This window comes from Dokdonella sp. (genome assembly GCF_041395345.1).
In the GTDB taxonomy this organism is placed as follows: Bacteria; Pseudomonadota; Gammaproteobacteria; order Xanthomonadales; family Rhodanobacteraceae; genus Dokdonella.
On the sequence record NZ_JAWLAR010000009.1, the window covers coordinates 54,357 to 70,836 of the forward strand.

A 16,480-nucleotide genomic window follows, 5' to 3' on the forward strand; every position below is an offset into this window, starting at 1 on the left:
CCGTCGTTTGAGTTGTTTGCGAATCAGTTCGATGCGCTGGGCGGCCCGGCGACCTCGATGCCCGGCGGCTTCCAGGTGCCCTTGCCGATCGGCAGGATCGACAGCTTGTCCGTGGCCGGCTTCGGCCAATACAGGCGCATGACCATGTAGATCGGGCCATTCGGCGCCGGCAACCAGTTCGACTCCTTGTCCTTGCCGGGTGATGCGTGCTGGATATAGAGCGTCAGCGAACCATCCGGATTCTTTTTTAGGTCCGGCAGCATCGGCGAATTGATCAGGTAGCGGTTGATCGGGTTCTCGATCAGCAACTGCGTCTTGCCGTCGTACATGGTCACCGACCAAAACGCGTTGACGGGCGGGTACTGGCCGGCCGGGAACGTCAGCGTGTAGTTGTGCTGGCTGCCGTCCAGGGTCTGGCCACTGCCGTCCACACGGGTGATCGGATACGAGGCTTCCTCGGCGGTATTGCCGAACAATCCGGCCTGGACGGATGCGGCCCGCAGAAGCCAGTCGCGGTTGAAGTGGGCCTGGTCACCGAACCAGGAGCCGACCTGCCAACCGTTGAGGTCATGCGAGCCCGAGGCCACGAACTCGGTGACCTTGGCTGCGCCGGCCTTGGTGCCCTTGACGATGGCCTGCTGGTATTCCTGCGGCAAATCCTTCCAATCAAATGTCTTGGCGGGGCCGATGCCCATCCGCGCCAGCTTGGCAAGGCTTTCCCTGTTGTTCTCGCTCTCGGGCACGAAGGCGAGCGCGGCGTCGAGGTACTGCCAGTAGTTGTCCTTGATCCCGGGCGTACTGGCCGGGAGGAATTCGATTGTCGGCGTGGCCGGCGGCGCGGGCTGACCGAGGAACACCGACAGGGGTTGGGCCTTATAGCCTGCCTGCACTTTTTCAACATTAGGCATGTCGTCCGGGTCGAACAACTGGGTACGGAAGTTGGCGAACACGAAGGGCGTGGTCGAGCGGAACGTCTGGTCAATCCCCGCCGGCTTCTCACCCTGCCAGTCGGGACCGACGACAAGATAGCTGCCGGCCTTGTTGCCGGTAGCGCGGGTACCGATGTAACCGAAGTTGTAGGTATTGCCGTCGATCAACTGCACGGCGTAATAGCGATTCCCCTCGACCTCGGGCACCGAGATCACCATCGGTTCGGCACGCAGGTCCAGCCACAGGATCGAATACGGCGTGTCGCTGTTGGGCGTGACGACCGCGGTGTCCTTGGGTGTTGCTACATGGGTGAGGTTTTTGATCTCGTTGAACGGCGCCTTGAACTGGTTCGAATTCTTGTCCACCGCGAACTCGTACATCACCGCGTAGTTCATCACGATCGGCAGGCCGTAGATGAAGTTCTCCTCGGCGATCGCCTGGAGCTCTTCGACCGTCGGGGCACCGGCCGGCGCGGCCGGTTCCGTCACGGCGGTTGCCGGAGCCGCATTAGTCGGTGCGGAATCGCTGGCCTGGTCTGCCGACTTGCCGCAGGCCGACAGCAGTGCAATGGCCATCGTGGTGGCCAACAGCGTTCTGGCGCTCTGGACATGCATCTTCATGAATACTCCCGATTGGTTGCTGTGATGATACGCGATTGATTGGAGTGTGCGATCGGCGCTCGATCGTCATCTCCTGGATGCGAAGCAGGAATGAGGGTGAGAAACGAGCTCACCAGGTTCAGGCGCGACGACGTGGCGTAAAGGTCCGTTGGCCAGTGATTGGATGGGCTTCTTTGCGCCAGCGACATGCCTGGCTCCGAATTCCGCATGCAAGCTGGTCCGTCAACACTCGTCGGGAAGTGTCGCAAATTTGTCGACGCCCCTCCGGCACGCGCGTGGTCATTCCGCTGGCTTGCCCGATTGTGACAAGAAGTCTTTCCGGCGTTCTTGCACAGCCAGGCGGCCGTCACGCCCTGGGATACCGGGCGGCAACCCATGCCGCATTGCGCCAGGTTCATCGCAAGCGGCGCAGGAAGACCTGCATCTCCTTCGCCGCCTGCTTGTCGCCACGTTGCTCGGCGACGTCGATGCCACGCAGGTAGGCATCGATCGCGCCTTCGGTTTCGCCGGCCTCGACGAGTGCGCGCCCCAGCAACTTCCAGGCAGCGGAATAGCCGGCGTCAAAATCCAATGCTGCACGGAATTCGATTGCTGCGCCAACCGGATCCTTGCCTGCCAGCAGCAGGTTGCCGATGGAGACACGCAAGAGCGCTCCATCGCGCGGGCCACCGATCTGGCCGCGCAGCCGGACGAGCGCATCACTGTCCATCGGCAATCCGATCAAGGCGACGCTGATGAAACGGCGTAGTCACTGCATGTGCCAACCATGGCTGACCGTGATGCTCTGGCCGGTCAACGCATTGGACTCGAACGCGGCGAGGAACAACGCAAGATGGGCCACGTCGTCGACCGTGGTGAACTCGGTGTCGACGGTATCCTTGAGCATGATCGTGCGGACTACCTCGTCCTCGCTTATGCCGAAGGTCTTCGCCTGCTCGGGAATCTGCTTTTCGACCAGTGGCGTGCGCACGAACCCGGGGCAGATGACATTGGCACGCACGCCCTTGGGCCCACCCTCCTTGGCGACAACACGGGCCAGTCCCAGCAGGCCATGCTTGGCCGTGCAATAGGGCGCCTTCAGCTTTGAAGCAAGATGTGAATGCACGGAGCCCATATAGATGATCGCACCACCCTCGCCTCGCGCGTACATGTCCCTGAGGCAGGCACGCGTGGTCAGGAATGCACCGTCCAGATGAATGGCCAGCATCTTCCTCCATTCGGCCAGGCTGAATTCCTCGACTGGCTTGACGATCTGGATGCCGGCATTGGATACGAGGATGTCGACCCTGCCGAACTTTCCGACGGCTTCTGCGACTCCGCCATCGACCGCCGCTTCGTCAGTGACGTCCATGGCCACGCCAATGGCCTTGCCACCGCCCTCGCCGATTTCCTTCGCGGCTGCGCTGGCGCCTTCGATGTTGAGATCGGCGATCACGACCGCCGCACCATTCCTTGCGTATTCCTCGGCGATGCGCTTGCCGATACCGCTGGCTGCACCGGTGACGAGGGCTACCTTGCCTGCGAGTTGCATGAATCTCTCCAATTTATGTCAAGGAAAAGGGTTGTTCTTCGTAGGAGGGGCGTCAGCCGCGATGCTTTTTTTGAATGCTGCGTCAAGCAACAGCATCGCAACTGACGCCCCTCCTACAGTGCGCATTTCGGGAAGTCGGGTTGTTCGGAATAGCGTTTCATCGAATCACACTTCACGTTCACAATCGATTGGTCGAAAGTTCACTGTTCGTCACGACCGGCACTTTTCGGATCAACGCCGAGGTCCTTGAGCTTTCGGTAGAGGTGGGTGCGCTCCATGCCGACCATCTTGGCCAGCTTGCCGACGCTGCCGCCGGCCTCATTGAGCTGGTGCAACAGGTAGGTGCGTTCGAATTGTTCGCGCGCCTCGCGCAAGGGTTGCCTGAAGTCGATCCCCATCGCCGTGGCAGGCGCCGCCTTTTCGGCTGCACCCACCGCACCGAGTGCCAGCTCCACTTCCTCGATCGACACTTCGGGTGCATTGCCGAGAATCAACAGGCGCTGGACCAGATTGCGCAGTTCGCGAAGGTTTCCCGGCCATGCATAGTTGCGCAGTCGATTCTGCACGGCTACGGGAAATTGCCGGTACGGCAGCTTGTCGCGATTGGCAAAGAAGTCGGCGTAGTAGCGCAGCAGTTCCGGGATATCCTCGATGCGCTCGCGCAGGGTCGGGACCTGCAATGGCACGACATTGATCTGGTAGTAGAGCTCTTCGCGGAACGTGCCGGCCTGCACGGCGGCCTCCAGATCCTGAGAGCTGGCCGCAATCACGCGAAGATCGATCGGCACGGCATCCGGCGCGCCGCAACGAATCAGGTTGCGTCGCGCGAAAGCACTGGAGAGACGTTGTTGCATTTCCGGGTCGAGCTCGGCAACCTCGTCGAGGTAGAGCGTCCCTCCATTGGCCTGTTCGATCAGACCGTACTGGACGCCGCCGTTTTCATCGCTGCCGAAGAGGGCGCGAGCAGCATGATCGCGCGCGATGGATCCCGCCGCGACCGTGATAAAGGGCGCAGCACGACGCGCACTTTTTTCATGCAGCCAGCGCGCCAGTGCCTCCTTGTCGGTGCCACGCTCGCCTTGCACGAGAATCCATGCATCGTGCGCCGTGAGTTTTTCCATCTGCGCCTTGAGTGCCTGCATCGCGCGACTGGTCGCGACCGGATCCAGCGGCATCACGAGCTGGCTGCGCAAGCCCTCGTTTTCACGGCGCAAACGGCTGGCTTCGAGGGCGCGTTCGACGGTGAGCAGCAGCTTGGCCAGGGAAATCGGTTTCTCGACGAAATCGTAGGCACCCAGACGGGTTGCTTCAATGGCCGTCTCGATCGTGCCGTGTCCGCTCATCATGATGACTGGACAGGGCAGGCCTCCGCGTTCGTTCCATTCGCGCAACAGGCTGATGCCATCCAGATCCGGCATCCAGATATCGAGCAGGACCACATCGGGGCGCTCGCCGCGCCGTGCTTCGCGTGCGGCTGCAGCCGACTCGGCGACGGCTACGGTGTAACCCTCTTCCTCGAGGATTTCCTTGACCAGACCGCGGATATCAGGCTCGTCATCGACGACCAGGACACGTGCCGAAGGCATGCGCATTACTCGTTGCAAAAAAGAGACATCAGCATAGCGCATGCTCGCGGTTGCGGGCAGGCGCCCGGCGATCACGGCACGGCCGTCAGGGCCTGCCCTCGGCAGCCCGGGGCGTGGATCCCTCCGAAAGCTCGCGATAAAGCCAGTAGTCGGGGGGTACGCGCTCGGCGGGCCGCGCCGGTCTTGGCACCGTGCGCCCAAGCCTGCGCAGTGCCCAACTGTCCGCGCGTTCAATAATCAACCATTCGGAGCGAAATGGCTGGATCAGATCGGCATAGGCCAGATCTTCCACAGTCAGCTTCCTGGTGTAGTAGATGATCCGCCCGTCCGGATGGGCGGCCGACCATGGCTCCAGCGTGCCTCCGATCAGTACGTCCAGCGGTTTCTGCAGTCGACCCAGATACTGGAACTGGTTCTCGTAGACCTGGAAATGCGCAACCGGGATACCCGATTGTTGCAAGTTCGAGATGCGTTCGGCGGCGGGTCGAAGGTCATACGTTGGCCACAGAGTCTGTGCAAACAAGGTGTACGCCAGGCAGGCAGCGGCCAGGCTGAGGGCGGCGACATATCGCACCGCTGGCGCATCGCGGCGAGGCGCCAGCAGGAACAGGGCCGCCAGAAGCAAGCCCGCCATCACGAACCACGGGCTTGCCGTCGAAAGATCGACAAGCGCCTGTTCATCCACGCGACCCTCCGCGACCCAGCCCGGCAACAGCCACAGCAGGCCGGCGCCGAGCAGTCCGGCCAGCGCAAGCGGCCATGCACCCGCCCACCACGGAGCCAGTCTGTCGCGTTCGGCAAGGCGTGCGAAACCCGCGGCGAGCAGGATGGCGAGCCCTGCCATTTCGGGCACCAGGTAGTAGGCCTGCTTGCCGCTGACCAGTGAAAAGCCGAACAGCACCGAAACCAGCCAGCAAGCAATCAGGCGCCGGCCTGCATGCCTGCGACCAGCGAAACCGTTAGCCAGCGCGGCCCAGGCCCTCGGCCACAGCAGCCAGGGCAGCAGAAGAGCGGGAAGCACCGAGGCGTACCACCACCAGGGCCGGGCATGATCGAAGCTGTCGACGACGCGGCCCGCGGTCTGCATGAAAAACAGCTCATGGCGATAGGCCTCGCCACCCGCCTGGCCTGCCGGAATGGCCCAGGCGACCAGTGCAGCACAGGCGGCGATCAGGGCGAGGCCACCGCCCAGATACCAGCGCGCGCGCGACCGCCGTGCCCATGGATGCCAATACGGCCCGAGCAGGTAGGGCGCGGCGATGTGCAGGAGCATGACCGGGCCCTTGGTCAGCAGTCCGGCCGCGACAGCCACGGCAAACCATCCGAACCACGGACGTTTTTCCGGATCGCGTCCGACCAGAGAATTCAGCGCCGCCAGCACGCAGAGTGCTAGCAGCATCTCGTACATGATCTGCAGGCTGAACAGGAAGGTAAACGTGAACGCAGCGAGCAACCATGGAGTCAGCGCCGCGACCCTCGCCGATTCGCGAAACAGGACGCGCGCCAGCCGCTTCGCCAGCCAGAGAATGCCCAGACCGATCAGCACTTCGAGCACGCGCGGCCAGGTGTCGCCCACGCCACCTGCGGCCCAGCCGGCATGGATCAGCCAGAACAGCAGGGGTGTCTTGTGGCTGTACGGCTCGCCGTTGCTGTAAGGCACAAGAAACTGGCTGCTGTTCCACATTTCCCATGCAACACCGAGTGTGCGCGTGGAGTACAGCGGCATGAAGCCGGTCTGGAAGATTGCAAACAGTGAAGCAAGCAACCACAGCGGAATCCACAGGGACTCAACAAGTGCCGAGTCCGAAAGCGCGCCGTGGAATGTCTTGCGCTGGTTCAATCGCTTAAGGATCCTTCGGTCCAGCCCAGATAGCGCAGGCGCCCCTTCAGCTTGCGCCAGACGTTCAAGGGCTTCGGCGCGAGCGGGCCCAACTCGCCTCTTGCGAAAGCATCAGTGGCCGCGAGAATGCGCTCGCCGGAGCGACCATCACGGGCGGGATGGATATGCAGCGCATAGCGCTGGATTTCGTCGATCAGCGCGTCTGGCGGATTCAGCGCGGTCTGCAACGCAGCTTCCAGCTGGTCGGCAGTCTGGATATCGATCATGTGCGGACGCGGTGCGCGGTTGCGGAAGGTGACCACGGGCTTGCCCTGGACAATGAACTCGGAAACGGCGGAGGACGTGTCGGAGACCAGGACATCCGCAGCGCGCATCATGCTGACCAGATCAACAGCCTCAAGATAGCGGGCGTTCGGCCCTTCCAGCGAACGGTACATGCGCACGAGTTCCGGATCCGATTTCGGATGCAGGGTCAACAACCAGTAGCGGTCACCGCGTGCAATCTGCCTGCCGATTTCGCCGAACAGGGCGCGCGCGGAACTGAGGCTTTCGGTAAACGTGGCGGCATACATGCAAACGACGCGGCCATCGTGCGGATGCAGATCCGAACCCGTCGCAGAATCACCCGAGAACAGCGGATCAAGCTTGGGCCAACCTGTCTCGACCACCTTGAAGTGTCCATGCTCGCGGGCCAGTTGCTGGAACGATTCCGTTGTTGCCGGCCCCTGCGTGCAATAGAGATCGAACAGCCCGCGAATGCGGAAATGACCCCGCGTGGATTCGCGCTTTTCGACATTGAAGCCATGGAACACCTGCACCTTGACCCCGGGAAAGAAGTGCGGCACCCAGTTGCTCGCCGAATAGACGGCCGAAGGCGCGAAACGCCTGACCTCGCGGGCATGGCGCAGGACCTGCTCGCCCTCTTTCATGTAGGGCGCAAGTTCGGACGCCACGAACCAGGCGGCCTCACCTCCCGATGCGTGGATTGTTTCGGCCAGTGGCCGCAAAACCGGTAGTGCGTAAAGGGTTGTCGCAAAAAGAAGATGGCGCTGCATTCACCTGCGTCCGTACCTGGTTGAAGCCGTCCCGTACGGATCGTGCCGGGCGTCACTTCGCTGCCCTACAGAATAACGCCCCGAATCGACTTCGTCCTATTCCTCATCATCAGGCTCGATACTCTCGGTCAACGGTTGCGGCACACTTCCGCCCCGGCAATCCGCAGCGACGGCCTCTGGTCCAAACAGATACCAGGAGCGCCGGTTGGCATTGCCGACAAAGATCGACAATGCCGGATCCACGCAAGGTTGCATCGCTTCGTCGAGGATGAAAACCCTGCGCCGGGCGGGCTCCGCCTCCTGCCACTGAATCGCCTCGGCCAATTGCCGATGGCGGGGTTTGCGGAATCCGAAATCCGTGACCGCGCGATCAGCAAGCAACAGGTTCTGCTCTTTCCAGCCCACCAGTGCAATCTGCGCATCAGGCCCGGCCAGCTCGCCGGCCTGGCGCATGAGTTTGGCGGCCGAATTGGAATCGTTGAGGATCGGGTAGGCCCAGAATCCCCACAGCAGCCACATGCCCGCCAGGGTGACGCCCAGTCCGGTGACGCTTCGGCGTATGCGGAAAATCAACGCCGAGCAGGCCGCCAGCGCACCGACGGCAACGATGAAGGCCCAGAGCATCACCCCGTTGTTGTCGATACCGCGCTCGATGACGAGTTCGTTGGCGCGCTGCATGGATCCGGACCACGCGTAGCTGCCAAGAGCAATAAACAGGATCGCGAGCAGCACGACAAACACGAACAGGGTCCAGCGAAACCACGGCCGCTGGCGCAGATCATCCAGGTAGGGCGCCACCAGCAAGGCGACCCACGGCAGCGCCGGCAGGATGTACATGTCACGCTTGCCGGTGGGAATCGAAAAGAACACGAACACGATCACGACCCAGCCCAGAGGCAGCAGGATGCGCGCGTCGCGGGCGCGCAACCGCTCGAGCCAGCGCGGAAAGGCGCCGACCATGGCGATCGTCAACGGCAACCATGCGTAGGCCACCACCTCGATGAAGTACCAGGGCGGGTGCTCGTGGGCCCACGAGTTTGCGTAGCGCCCTGCAGTCTGGCGGAACAGGATGTCGTGGGCGTAGGCCTGAAGTTCGGGCGAGTCACTGGTGGCCAGGGCGATCAGCAGGGGCGCGATCCACAAGCCGACCGCAATGAGGAACGCCAACGCGCCGCCGAGCCAGCGCAGGGCGCCACCTTCGAACCGGGGCAGGTGCTCCCAGCGGCGCCAGCGCGCAAGCAGGTACGGCAGGAACATGAACAGGGCGAGGATGCCGACGCCCTTGCTGATCACGCCGAGTCCGGCAGCGAAGCATCCGAGCCAGTAGGCGCGCCAGTTCGGACCCAGCAGGAAATGACGCAGCAACCCATAGTTGGCCAGGGTGATGAAGAACGTGACCAGCGGATCGATCTGCGCGCGTTTGGCCTGATAGACGAACTGGAATGTGGCGAGCACGGCGATTGCAGCCCACAAGCCGACCCGGTGGGTCCACAGGCGGCGGCCGAAATCGTAGATCAGGAACAGCGTACCCAACGCGGCCAGCAGTGAAGGCAGAAGGAAGGCAATCCGCCAGCTGCCCGTCAACGTGTAGGCGGCCGCCTGCATGGCCATGAACATCGGCGGCTTGTCGGAATAGAGCTCGGTACCGCGATGCGGGATCAGCCAGTTGCCGCTCTCGACCATCTGCTTGGCGGCCAGCGCAAAGCGCGGCTCGTCGGCCGGCCAGGGGTCGCGCAGCCCGATACCTGCCCCGATGACCAGCAGGGCGACAAGCATGAACAACCAGAGCTGGCGACGCTCTGTCTGTGTTCGCGGCGCGGGGATGAAATCGGTTGCGGACATGCGGAACCCTCGGCAGTTGTCTTGCGGCCCGGCGAAGCCACGGCCGGCAGCCATTGAATCAGGGATTGCCCAATGGCAAGCGCATGAAGAATTCCGCACCGCCGCCTTCGCGCTGGGCGGCCCTCACGCTGCCGCCATGTTCTTCCGCGATTTTCTTGACGACCGCAAGGCCGAGCCCGGTACCACGCGACTTGCTTGAAGTGTAGGGCTCGAACCAGCGTTCGCCAAACCCCTCGGGCAATCCGGAACCGTTGTCCGCAACAGAGACTTCGACCCAGGGCGTATCGCCGCTCTGGTCCACACGCGTGCTGACCACGATCTGCGGCTTGCGCAGATCGCCGATCGCTTCGAGGGCGTTCTTGAGCAGGTTGTGCAGGGCCTGGCGCAAGCGCACGGCATCGACCTTGACCATCGGGTCGCCATCGACGAACTGCCGGGTAAGACTGAGGCGCTGGTCATTGGCGTACAGATCCAGCACCTCCGCGATCAGCGCGTGCAATGCAACCGGTCGGGTGGTCAGCTGTGGCGGTCGTGCATAGTCGCCAAAGGCATTGACCATGGTTTTCAGCGCTTCGACCTGGCTGACGATGGTGTGCGTGGCCCGGTCCAGCAACTCGCTGTCGTCGGGCGGCAGCCGCCCGATGAATCGACGCCGCAGACGTTCGGCGGCAAGCTGGATCGGGGTCAGCGGATTCTTCACTTCATGCGCGAGCCGACGCGCCACCTCACCCCAGGCCGCATCACGCTGGGCGCTGTTGAGCACGGTCAGATCGTCGAATACGGCCACGAACCCGCCATCGCCCGGCAGGGCCGCACCGCGCAACATCAGCACACGGCGATCGTCACCATTCTCGATCACGATTTCCTCGCGCCATTCGCGCAAGCCTTCGCGCATGTGCCGGGCGAGCGGATCGGCGATCGGCGCCAGCTCCGGCCGCGCACGCTTGATGTCGGCCAGGCTGCTGCCACTGTAGTTGCCCAACGGGACGCCGAGAATCGCTTCGCCGGCGCGATTGGCCACGCGCAGGATGCCCGTGTTGTCGAATCCGAGCACGCCGGCAGACAGTCGTTCAAGCACCGCGCCGAGCCAGACGCGCTGCGTGTCGATTTCCTGCGCACTGTGTTGTGCGCGCATGCGTGCCAGTTCCAGTTCGCGCGTCATCTGGCTGAAGGAATTGACCAGATGACCGAGCTCGTCATTGCTCGCGATCGGCAGTGGCGTGTCAAAGCGGCCAGCGCCGACCGCTCGGGTGGCGTGGATCAGTCGACCCACCGGCGCGAGCAGTCGACGCGACACGCCAAACGCGGCCAGCACCGCAAACAGCACCGAAAGCAGCAACACGAAGGTGAGAATCAAGCCGAACGTGAGCTTCAGCGAACCGCGCAGATATTTCAGACGCTGGAAATCGAAGCTCGCGTTCTCGATGCTGCGCGTCAACGGCTGCAGGCGTTCCGGCAGCGGGAACAGTCCCTGCAACATGCGCCGCTTGCCGCCGAGCCCGACGGCACCAATGGGAATCACCACGCGAATCAGCAGCAGGTCGCCAAGCGGCTCGGCCGCGGCGAAGCGGTTTTCGCCACTAACCCGCATCAGCGTCGCCGAGTCCGGAAACAGCGGATCGAGAAAAGCCGGATCGGAGCTGGCCATGGCCAGCACCCGACGATCGGCATCGAACACGCTGAGCTGGATCGCGCCGAGCGGTTCGATCTCACGGTCCAGACTGGCCTGCAGGTTGCGGTCGAAGACGCTGACCAGTTCATCGGCCAGCTCGGCCGTACCGGACTCGGCATTCCTGAGATGTTCATCGATGACGATACGACCGACTTCGAGCGCGTCATCAAGCGCGCGCTCGAGGTTGACGTCGAACCAGCTGTCGACCGTGGCATTGATGAAACGCAGGGAAAACCCGTACACAACGATGACCGGCGGCACCGCCAGCAGGATGAGTATCAGGAGCAGGCGTCGACTGAGCCGCGCGCCCGGCGCGTCGCGAACAAGATCCCGGCGCAGTCGCCAAAGGCGCTGGGCGATCAAGGCGAGCAGGACCACAAGCGCAAACACGGCCGCACCCAGAACCCAGCGATAGGCGTCGACAAATTCGCCCGTGCCGCCGGCCGCCTGTTCGGCCAGCTTCAGCGAAGCCGCGAGCAGGCCGAACACGGCCAGCGTCGGCAGCAGGCGCCGCCCGATGAAGTTCAGCCAGCCGCGACGGTCCACACATACTCCGGTGCAATCAGTCGCCAGGCAGGTTCGAGCATGGCCGGGAGGCGCAATGCGCCAGGAAGTGCTGCGTGGTCGAGACCGACTTCGAGGCTGAGGCGCGTGCCTGGCGGCAAGTTGGCGAAGTGTCCCGACAATGGCAGATGCAGGGCAGCCAGCGCGTCGGTCAGGTATCCGTAGGCGGGAAAGCTGCGCAACTCGCCGGTACTCGTATCGCGCAACTGGTATCGTCGTGTCAGGGGAAAATAACGCAATTCAACCTGCCGACGATCGTGTGCGAGTCCGTGCTCGCCTTCAGCTTGCAGGCGGACTTCCAGCGTGATCGGAATACCGTGCTCGAGCGCATCGCTGATCGGCCCGTTCAACTGGCAATCCAGATCCAGTTCGAGACGTGGCCCTTCGGCAACGGCAACCAGTTGCGCATCGCGAATCAGAAGGGTTCCGGGCGCCTGGTCGCGCAATACTTCGCAGCCGGCCAGAAGGCCGACCAGGCAAAGCGAGCTAGCGAGTTTTTTCCAGTAGCGCATAGTAGAAACCATCCATCCCCTTGTGCCCCGGGAAGTTTTGCCGACCGGCACCGGCGGCACGTCCATGGCGATCCTGGATGGGCAGAGCCCTGGCATCGCTGCAGGCATCCAGCAACCGGGCAACCGTCGCCTCGTTTTCGGCACGCAACAACGAGCAGGTTGCGTAGAGCAGCTTGCCTCCGGGGGCGAGCATAGGCCACAGAGCTGTTCCAAGTCTTGCCTGGATCGCCGCCAACGGGGCGATATCTGCTGCACGCCGGTGCAGCTTGATGTCAGGCTGACGCCGAATGATGCCGGTTGCCGAACAGGGCGCATCGAGCAGGATGCGATCGAACGGGCGCCCGTCCCACCAGTCGTCGGAGCGCGACGCATCGGCATGTACGACCGTGGCTTCGAGTCCGAGCCGGAGCAGATTCTCTCGCAAGCGCGGCAGACGGCCGGCATCAGAATCCAGTGCCGTCATTTCCACATTGGCGCGCTCCAGGGCATGAGCCGTCTTGCCTCCGGGGGCGGCACAGGCGTCCAGCACGCGCTGACCATCCTTCAGATCGAGCAGATCGGCAACCTGCTGGGCTGCGCCATCCTGGACCGAGAAATGCCCTTCGGCAAAACCCGGCAGGCGGCTGACATCGGTGCTTTCCTCAAGCGTGATCGCATCGGCCAGGTGCAAGGGCGCGTGCGCGGTCATGCCGGCCTGTTGCAGCCGCTCAAGCAACGCATCGCGCGTGCAACGGCGGCGATTCACGCGCAAGGTCAGCAGTGCCTCGCGGTTGTTCTCCTCGAGAATGCTGTCCGCATCGCGTGGCCAGTCATTGCGGATGCGATCAATCAGCCAGCGCGGATGAGCATGCCGGCTGACCTCATCGAGATCGGCCTCGGCCAGCAGCGAGGCTCGTTCCCGCAGAAAGCGTCTCAGCACCGCATTGACCAGGCCAGCGTGACGCGGCTGGCCGAGCAATCTCGCCGCATCCACGCAGGCGGCGACCACGGCGTAGTCGGGCATGCGCATGACTTCGATCTGCACAAACCCCAGTACCAGGAGGCCGTGAATATCGCGTGCCTTATCGGGCAAGCCGCGCTCGAGCATCCGCCCCAGAACGGCATCGAAGCGCAGCCACCAGCGCGCAGACGCAAACAGGGTCGCCGCGAGCAGGGCGCGATCGCGCGGATCTGCACTGCGTGACGCGCGCGCATCGAATGCAACCCTGAGGGATACGCCATCGAACACGACCCGGGCCAGTGTTCGGGCCGCTTCGGCGCGGATAGCGGCGCCTGAGTTGTCTGTCCTGCCGCTCATGCCGGCGAGTCAGCGTCGGCCATGTCTGCCAGCCCGGGCCGCGCGTTCAGCCAGTCGCGCACTGCCATTCGGCGCCCGCCATCGCGCTGAATTTCGCGGATGCGCAGAGTGCCTTCGGAACAGGCCACGTCGATGCCATCCGTGGCGTAGCGCAGCACGCTGCCAGGCGCGGCCTGATGCGTTGACTGCAAAGCCCGAGCCGACCAGATTCGCAGGCGCTCACCCGCCAGCACGGTTTCCGCTACCGGCCAGGGATTGAATGCACGCACCTTGCGTTCGAGCGCTATCGCGGGCTCGTTCCAGTCGAGCCGGGCCTCGGTCTTGTCGAGCTTGTGCGCATAGGTGATCCCGGTCTCAGCCTGCGCCACGGCGGCCGGAAGCTCACCCGCAATCAGTCGGGCTATCCCGTCGGCCAGGATTTCTGCGCCCAGTCGGCACAGACGGTCATGCAGGGAACCCCCTGTCTCGTCATCGGCGAGCGGCGTGCGCCGCTCAAGCAGGACCGGGCCGGTGTCGAGGCCGGCCTCCATCTGCATCAGGTCGACTCCGGATTCCCGGTCACCGGCCAGAATCGCACGCTGGATCGGCGCCGCGCCGCGCCAGCGCGGCAACAACGAGGCATGTACGTTCCAGCAACCGTACCGGGGGATGGCAAGAATGGATCGCGGCAGGATCAGGCCGTAGGCGACCACGACGAGCAGATCGGGGCGCCAGTCAGCGAATCGCTTCCTTGACTCGACGGTTCGCAACGAATCGGGCTGCTCGACCGGAATTCCTGCAGTCAGTGCGAGCTGCTTGACCGGGCCCGGAACCAACTTGCGGCCGCGTCCCGAAGGGCGATCCGGCTGCGTGTAAACCGCTACCACCTCGGCTTCCGAATCGAGACAGGCCTGCAGGCAAGGCACGGCGAAATCCGGCGTTCCCGCGAACACCAGGCGCAGGCTTTTTTTCATCGCTCAGGCGCTTGCCGGCGAGGCAACATCAGCGTGGCGGCGCTGCTTCTCGAGTTTCTTGCGCACCATGTCCCGTTTCAGCGGCGACAGGTAGTCGACGAACAGCTTTCCGATCAGGTGATCCATCTCATGCTGGATGCAGACCGCGAGCAATCCGTCGGCCTCGAGCTCGATGGGCTCGCCCTTGAGGTCCTGCGCAGCAACCCGAATGCGATCGGCACGATCCACGTCGGCGAAAATGCCGGGCACCGAGAGGCAGCCTTCCTGGCAGGTCTGGCTGCCGCTGCGCTCGAGAATGCGCGGATTGACCAAGGTCATCGGTGAATCCTTTTCTTCGGAGACATCGAGGACCAGCATCTGGATGTGCCGATCAACCTGTGAGGCTGCCAGGCCGATTCCCGGCGCTGCGTACATGGTTTCGAGCATGTCCACGGACAATTGTTTCAGCGCCGCGTCGAATTTCTCGACCGGCTTGGCCCTGGTACGCAGCCGCGGATCTGGAAATTCAAGAATATTGAGGAGAGTCATGGTGTTGGATCCGGATTTGCGGAGCGTCTGCCTGCCGTGCATACCCGATGATCTGGGGGCGCGACGGGAGCAGACAAGTCATTTGGGCCGCTAAAAGTCTACGCGTTTGCTGCCTTTCAGGCGATTGTTGGCGGTTTTCGGCCACATCAGGCCAAATCAGCGCAACCGAGGCCGCTTTCCCGGCCTCGTTTGCGCTGCAGCATCGCTGCTGTCGGGGTCGCTGGCTGGCGCGGTTTGCGACGAGGTTCAGGTTTCCGGGTGCCGGTCGTTTTCTCAGGTTAAAGTTTCCTATACACTCGCCAAAGCCATAGGGGAATCAGGTAATTGGCAGCCATGCTTAAAAAACTACTTTCGATTTCTGCGGGACTCCTGCTTACGGTTTCGGTTTTCGCCGCAAATCAATGGGCCGAGAACGCGCCGAACCGCTATGTCGTGCAGAAAGGCGACACGCTGTGGAGCATTTCCGCCAAGTTCCTGATCAAGCCTTGGCACTGGCCCGAGATCTGGCAACTCAATCCGGATGTCCGCAATCCCCACTTGATCTATCCGGGTGACGAACTGGTCCTGTCCGGCGATGGCGTCAGCCACGGTCCTGGATCGATCGGGCCGCATGCGCGGGTGACCTCGCTTGAAAACGCGGTCAAGCCGATTCCGTTGTCGCTGCTCAAGCAATTCCTCAAGAATGCGCGCATCGTCGACGAAGCGACCATGGAAAACGCGCCTGCCGTCGTCGGCATCGAAGAGAACCGCCTGCGCGGAACCACCGGGCAACTGGTCTACATCCGCAATCTGGATGCCCAGGTCGGCGACCGCTTCGCCGTGGTCCGGGCCGGCGGACGCTACTACGACATGCCGCCTGAAGAGGAGGGTGCACAGCGCGAAGTCTACCGTCAGGATCGTGATGGCTGGAATGGTCGCAAGAACCTGCTCTGGCAGCATGGCCCCCACGAAATCACCCTGAGCGGCCGGGTTCGGTTCCTGGGCTACGAAGTGCTCGATTTCGGCACGGTGCAAGTCACGCGCACCGGCGAAGTCGCTTCCGCCCTGGTGATGAATGCGGACTTCGAGGTCAACAAGGGCGACTACATCCTGCCGCTGGACCCGAAACCCTACGACGATCAATACGTGCCGCATCCACCGGCCCAGATGCCGGAGAACATGCGCGTGGTCGCCTTCACCGGAGCCTTGTCCTCGGTCGGTACCTATCAGGTGGTTGCGCTTTCCCGCGGCAGCGAGGATGGCGTCGACAATGGCACCACGTACTCGATTTACACGGAAGGCGAGACTGTCCAGGACATCACGGACTATCCGACGGGTTCGTCGAAGGCATTCTTCAACCCGCACGACAAGAACGTGAAGCTGCCCCCGGAGTTCGTCGGCCACGTGATGATTTTCCGCACATTCCAGCGGGTCAGCTACGGTCTGATCATGGATGGCGTGCGTCCGGTGTCGCTTGGCGACTTCCTGCACGATCCCGACAGCACGCCCTGAGCAGCAACCTGACGGCATGACCCGGCGGCGCGGTGGATTCCACCGCGCCGTTTTCATTA

The 16,480-nt window shown here is 63.1% G+C and carries 13 protein-coding genes; 1 reads left to right on the forward strand and 12 read right to left on the reverse strand.

The genetic code is table 11. The annotated features are described in order from the left end of the window. Window positions 1-23 precede the first annotated feature (23 nt). The 12 genes from R3F00_RS09645 to def all read right to left on the reverse strand — a co-directional run bounded on the left by R3F00_RS09645 (window position 24) and on the right by def (window position 14,930). Complete coding sequence (locus R3F00_RS09645) at window positions 24-1,550, reverse strand: DUF1254 domain-containing protein (RefSeq protein WP_371281571.1); 1,527 nt, start codon at window positions 1,548-1,550, stop codon at window positions 24-26. A 394-nt stretch (window positions 1,551-1,944) separates the two neighbouring features. Further along, entirely contained in the window at window positions 1,945-2,259 is a 315-nt protein-coding gene (locus tag R3F00_RS09650) for a hypothetical protein (protein WP_371281572.1), read from the reverse strand. A 39-nt stretch (window positions 2,260-2,298) separates the two neighbouring features. Further along, complete coding sequence (locus R3F00_RS09655) at window positions 2,299-3,081, reverse strand: 3-hydroxybutyrate dehydrogenase (RefSeq protein ID WP_371281573.1); 783 nt, start codon at window positions 3,079-3,081, stop codon at window positions 2,299-2,301. 200 nt (window positions 3,082-3,281) lie between these two features. After that, window positions 3,282-4,667, reverse strand: coding sequence for a sigma-54-dependent transcriptional regulator (locus tag R3F00_RS09660; RefSeq protein ID WP_371281574.1), 1,386 nt, complete (start codon window positions 4,665-4,667; stop codon window positions 3,282-3,284). An 85-nt stretch (window positions 4,668-4,752) separates the two neighbouring features. Then, a complete protein-coding gene (locus R3F00_RS09665) occupies window positions 4,753-6,507 on the reverse strand; it encodes an ArnT family glycosyltransferase (RefSeq protein ID WP_371281575.1) in 1,755 nt (584 codons plus the stop codon). Further along, the gene (locus R3F00_RS09670) at window positions 6,504-7,562 is read right to left on the reverse strand and encodes a CDP-glycerol glycerophosphotransferase family protein (protein WP_371281576.1); all 1,059 of its coding nucleotides are present in this window, start codon (window positions 7,560-7,562) and stop codon (window positions 6,504-6,506) included. The genes R3F00_RS09665 and R3F00_RS09670 overlap by 4 nt, the downstream gene beginning before the upstream one ends. A gap of 96 nt (window positions 7,563-7,658) precedes the next feature. Next, on the reverse strand, window positions 7,659-9,404 hold the full coding sequence (locus R3F00_RS09675) for an ArnT family glycosyltransferase (protein WP_371281577.1): 1,746 nt from the start codon (window positions 9,402-9,404) through the stop codon (window positions 7,659-7,661). 58 nt (window positions 9,405-9,462) lie between these two features. Next, the gene (locus R3F00_RS09680) at window positions 9,463-11,622 is read right to left on the reverse strand and encodes an ATP-binding protein (protein ID WP_371281578.1); all 2,160 of its coding nucleotides are present in this window, start codon (window positions 11,620-11,622) and stop codon (window positions 9,463-9,465) included. Further along, the gene (locus R3F00_RS09685; RefSeq protein ID WP_371281579.1) at window positions 11,601-12,152 is read right to left on the reverse strand and encodes a DUF4390 domain-containing protein; all 552 of its coding nucleotides are present in this window, start codon (window positions 12,150-12,152) and stop codon (window positions 11,601-11,603) included. Before R3F00_RS09685 ends, R3F00_RS09680 begins: the two co-directional genes overlap by 22 nt. Continuing rightward, a complete protein-coding gene (gene rsmB, locus R3F00_RS09690) occupies window positions 12,127-13,449 on the reverse strand; it encodes a 16S rRNA (cytosine(967)-C(5))-methyltransferase RsmB (RefSeq protein WP_371281580.1) in 1,323 nt (440 codons plus the stop codon). Before rsmB ends, R3F00_RS09685 begins: the two co-directional genes overlap by 26 nt. Continuing rightward, a complete protein-coding gene (fmt, locus tag R3F00_RS09695) occupies window positions 13,446-14,402 on the reverse strand; it encodes a methionyl-tRNA formyltransferase (protein ID WP_371281581.1) in 957 nt (318 codons plus the stop codon). The genes rsmB and fmt overlap by 4 nt, the downstream gene beginning before the upstream one ends. Window positions 14,403-14,405: 3 nt before the next feature. Continuing rightward, window positions 14,406-14,930: a peptide deformylase gene (gene def / locus R3F00_RS09700; protein WP_371281583.1), complete on the reverse strand. Its 525-nt coding sequence runs from the start codon at window positions 14,928-14,930 to the stop codon at window positions 14,406-14,408. 333 nt (window positions 14,931-15,263) lie between these two features. Between def and R3F00_RS09705 the strand changes: the two genes are divergently transcribed. Further along, the gene (locus tag R3F00_RS09705) at window positions 15,264-16,421 is read left to right on the forward strand and encodes a LysM peptidoglycan-binding domain-containing protein (RefSeq protein ID WP_371281584.1); all 1,158 of its coding nucleotides are present in this window, start codon (window positions 15,264-15,266) and stop codon (window positions 16,419-16,421) included. Window positions 16,422-16,480: the final 59 nt, after the last annotated feature.

Coding starts and splice junctions, on each gene's coding strand:
- R3F00_RS09670 (WP_371281576.1), bottom strand. CDS start 7,562: ATGCAGCGCCATCTTCTTTTTGCGACAACCCTTTACGCACTACCGGTT.
- R3F00_RS09685 (WP_371281579.1), bottom strand. CDS start 12,152: ATGCGCTACTGGAAAAAACTCGCTAGCTCGCTTTGCCTGGTCGGCCTT.
- def (WP_371281583.1), bottom strand. CDS start 14,930: ATGACTCTCCTCAATATTCTTGAATTTCCAGATCCGCGGCTGCGTACC.
- R3F00_RS09645 (WP_371281571.1), bottom strand. CDS start 1,550: ATGAAGATGCATGTCCAGAGCGCCAGAACGCTGTTGGCCACCACGATG.
- R3F00_RS09675 (WP_371281577.1), bottom strand. CDS start 9,404: ATGTCCGCAACCGATTTCATCCCCGCGCCGCGAACACAGACAGAGCGT.
- R3F00_RS09660 (WP_371281574.1), bottom strand. CDS start 4,667: ATGCCTTCGGCACGTGTCCTGGTCGTCGATGACGAGCCTGATATCCGC.
- R3F00_RS09655 (WP_371281573.1), bottom strand. CDS start 3,081: ATGCAACTCGCAGGCAAGGTAGCCCTCGTCACCGGTGCAGCCAGCGGT.
- R3F00_RS09705 (WP_371281584.1), top strand. CDS start 15,264: ATGCTTAAAAAACTACTTTCGATTTCTGCGGGACTCCTGCTTACGGTT.
- fmt (WP_371281581.1), bottom strand. CDS start 14,402: ATGAAAAAAAGCCTGCGCCTGGTGTTCGCGGGAACGCCGGATTTCGCC.
- R3F00_RS09650 (WP_371281572.1), bottom strand. CDS start 2,259: ATGGACAGTGATGCGCTCGTCCGGCTGCGCGGCCAGATCGGTGGCCCG.
- rsmB (WP_371281580.1), bottom strand. CDS start 13,449: ATGAGCGGCAGGACAGACAACTCAGGCGCCGCTATCCGCGCCGAAGCG.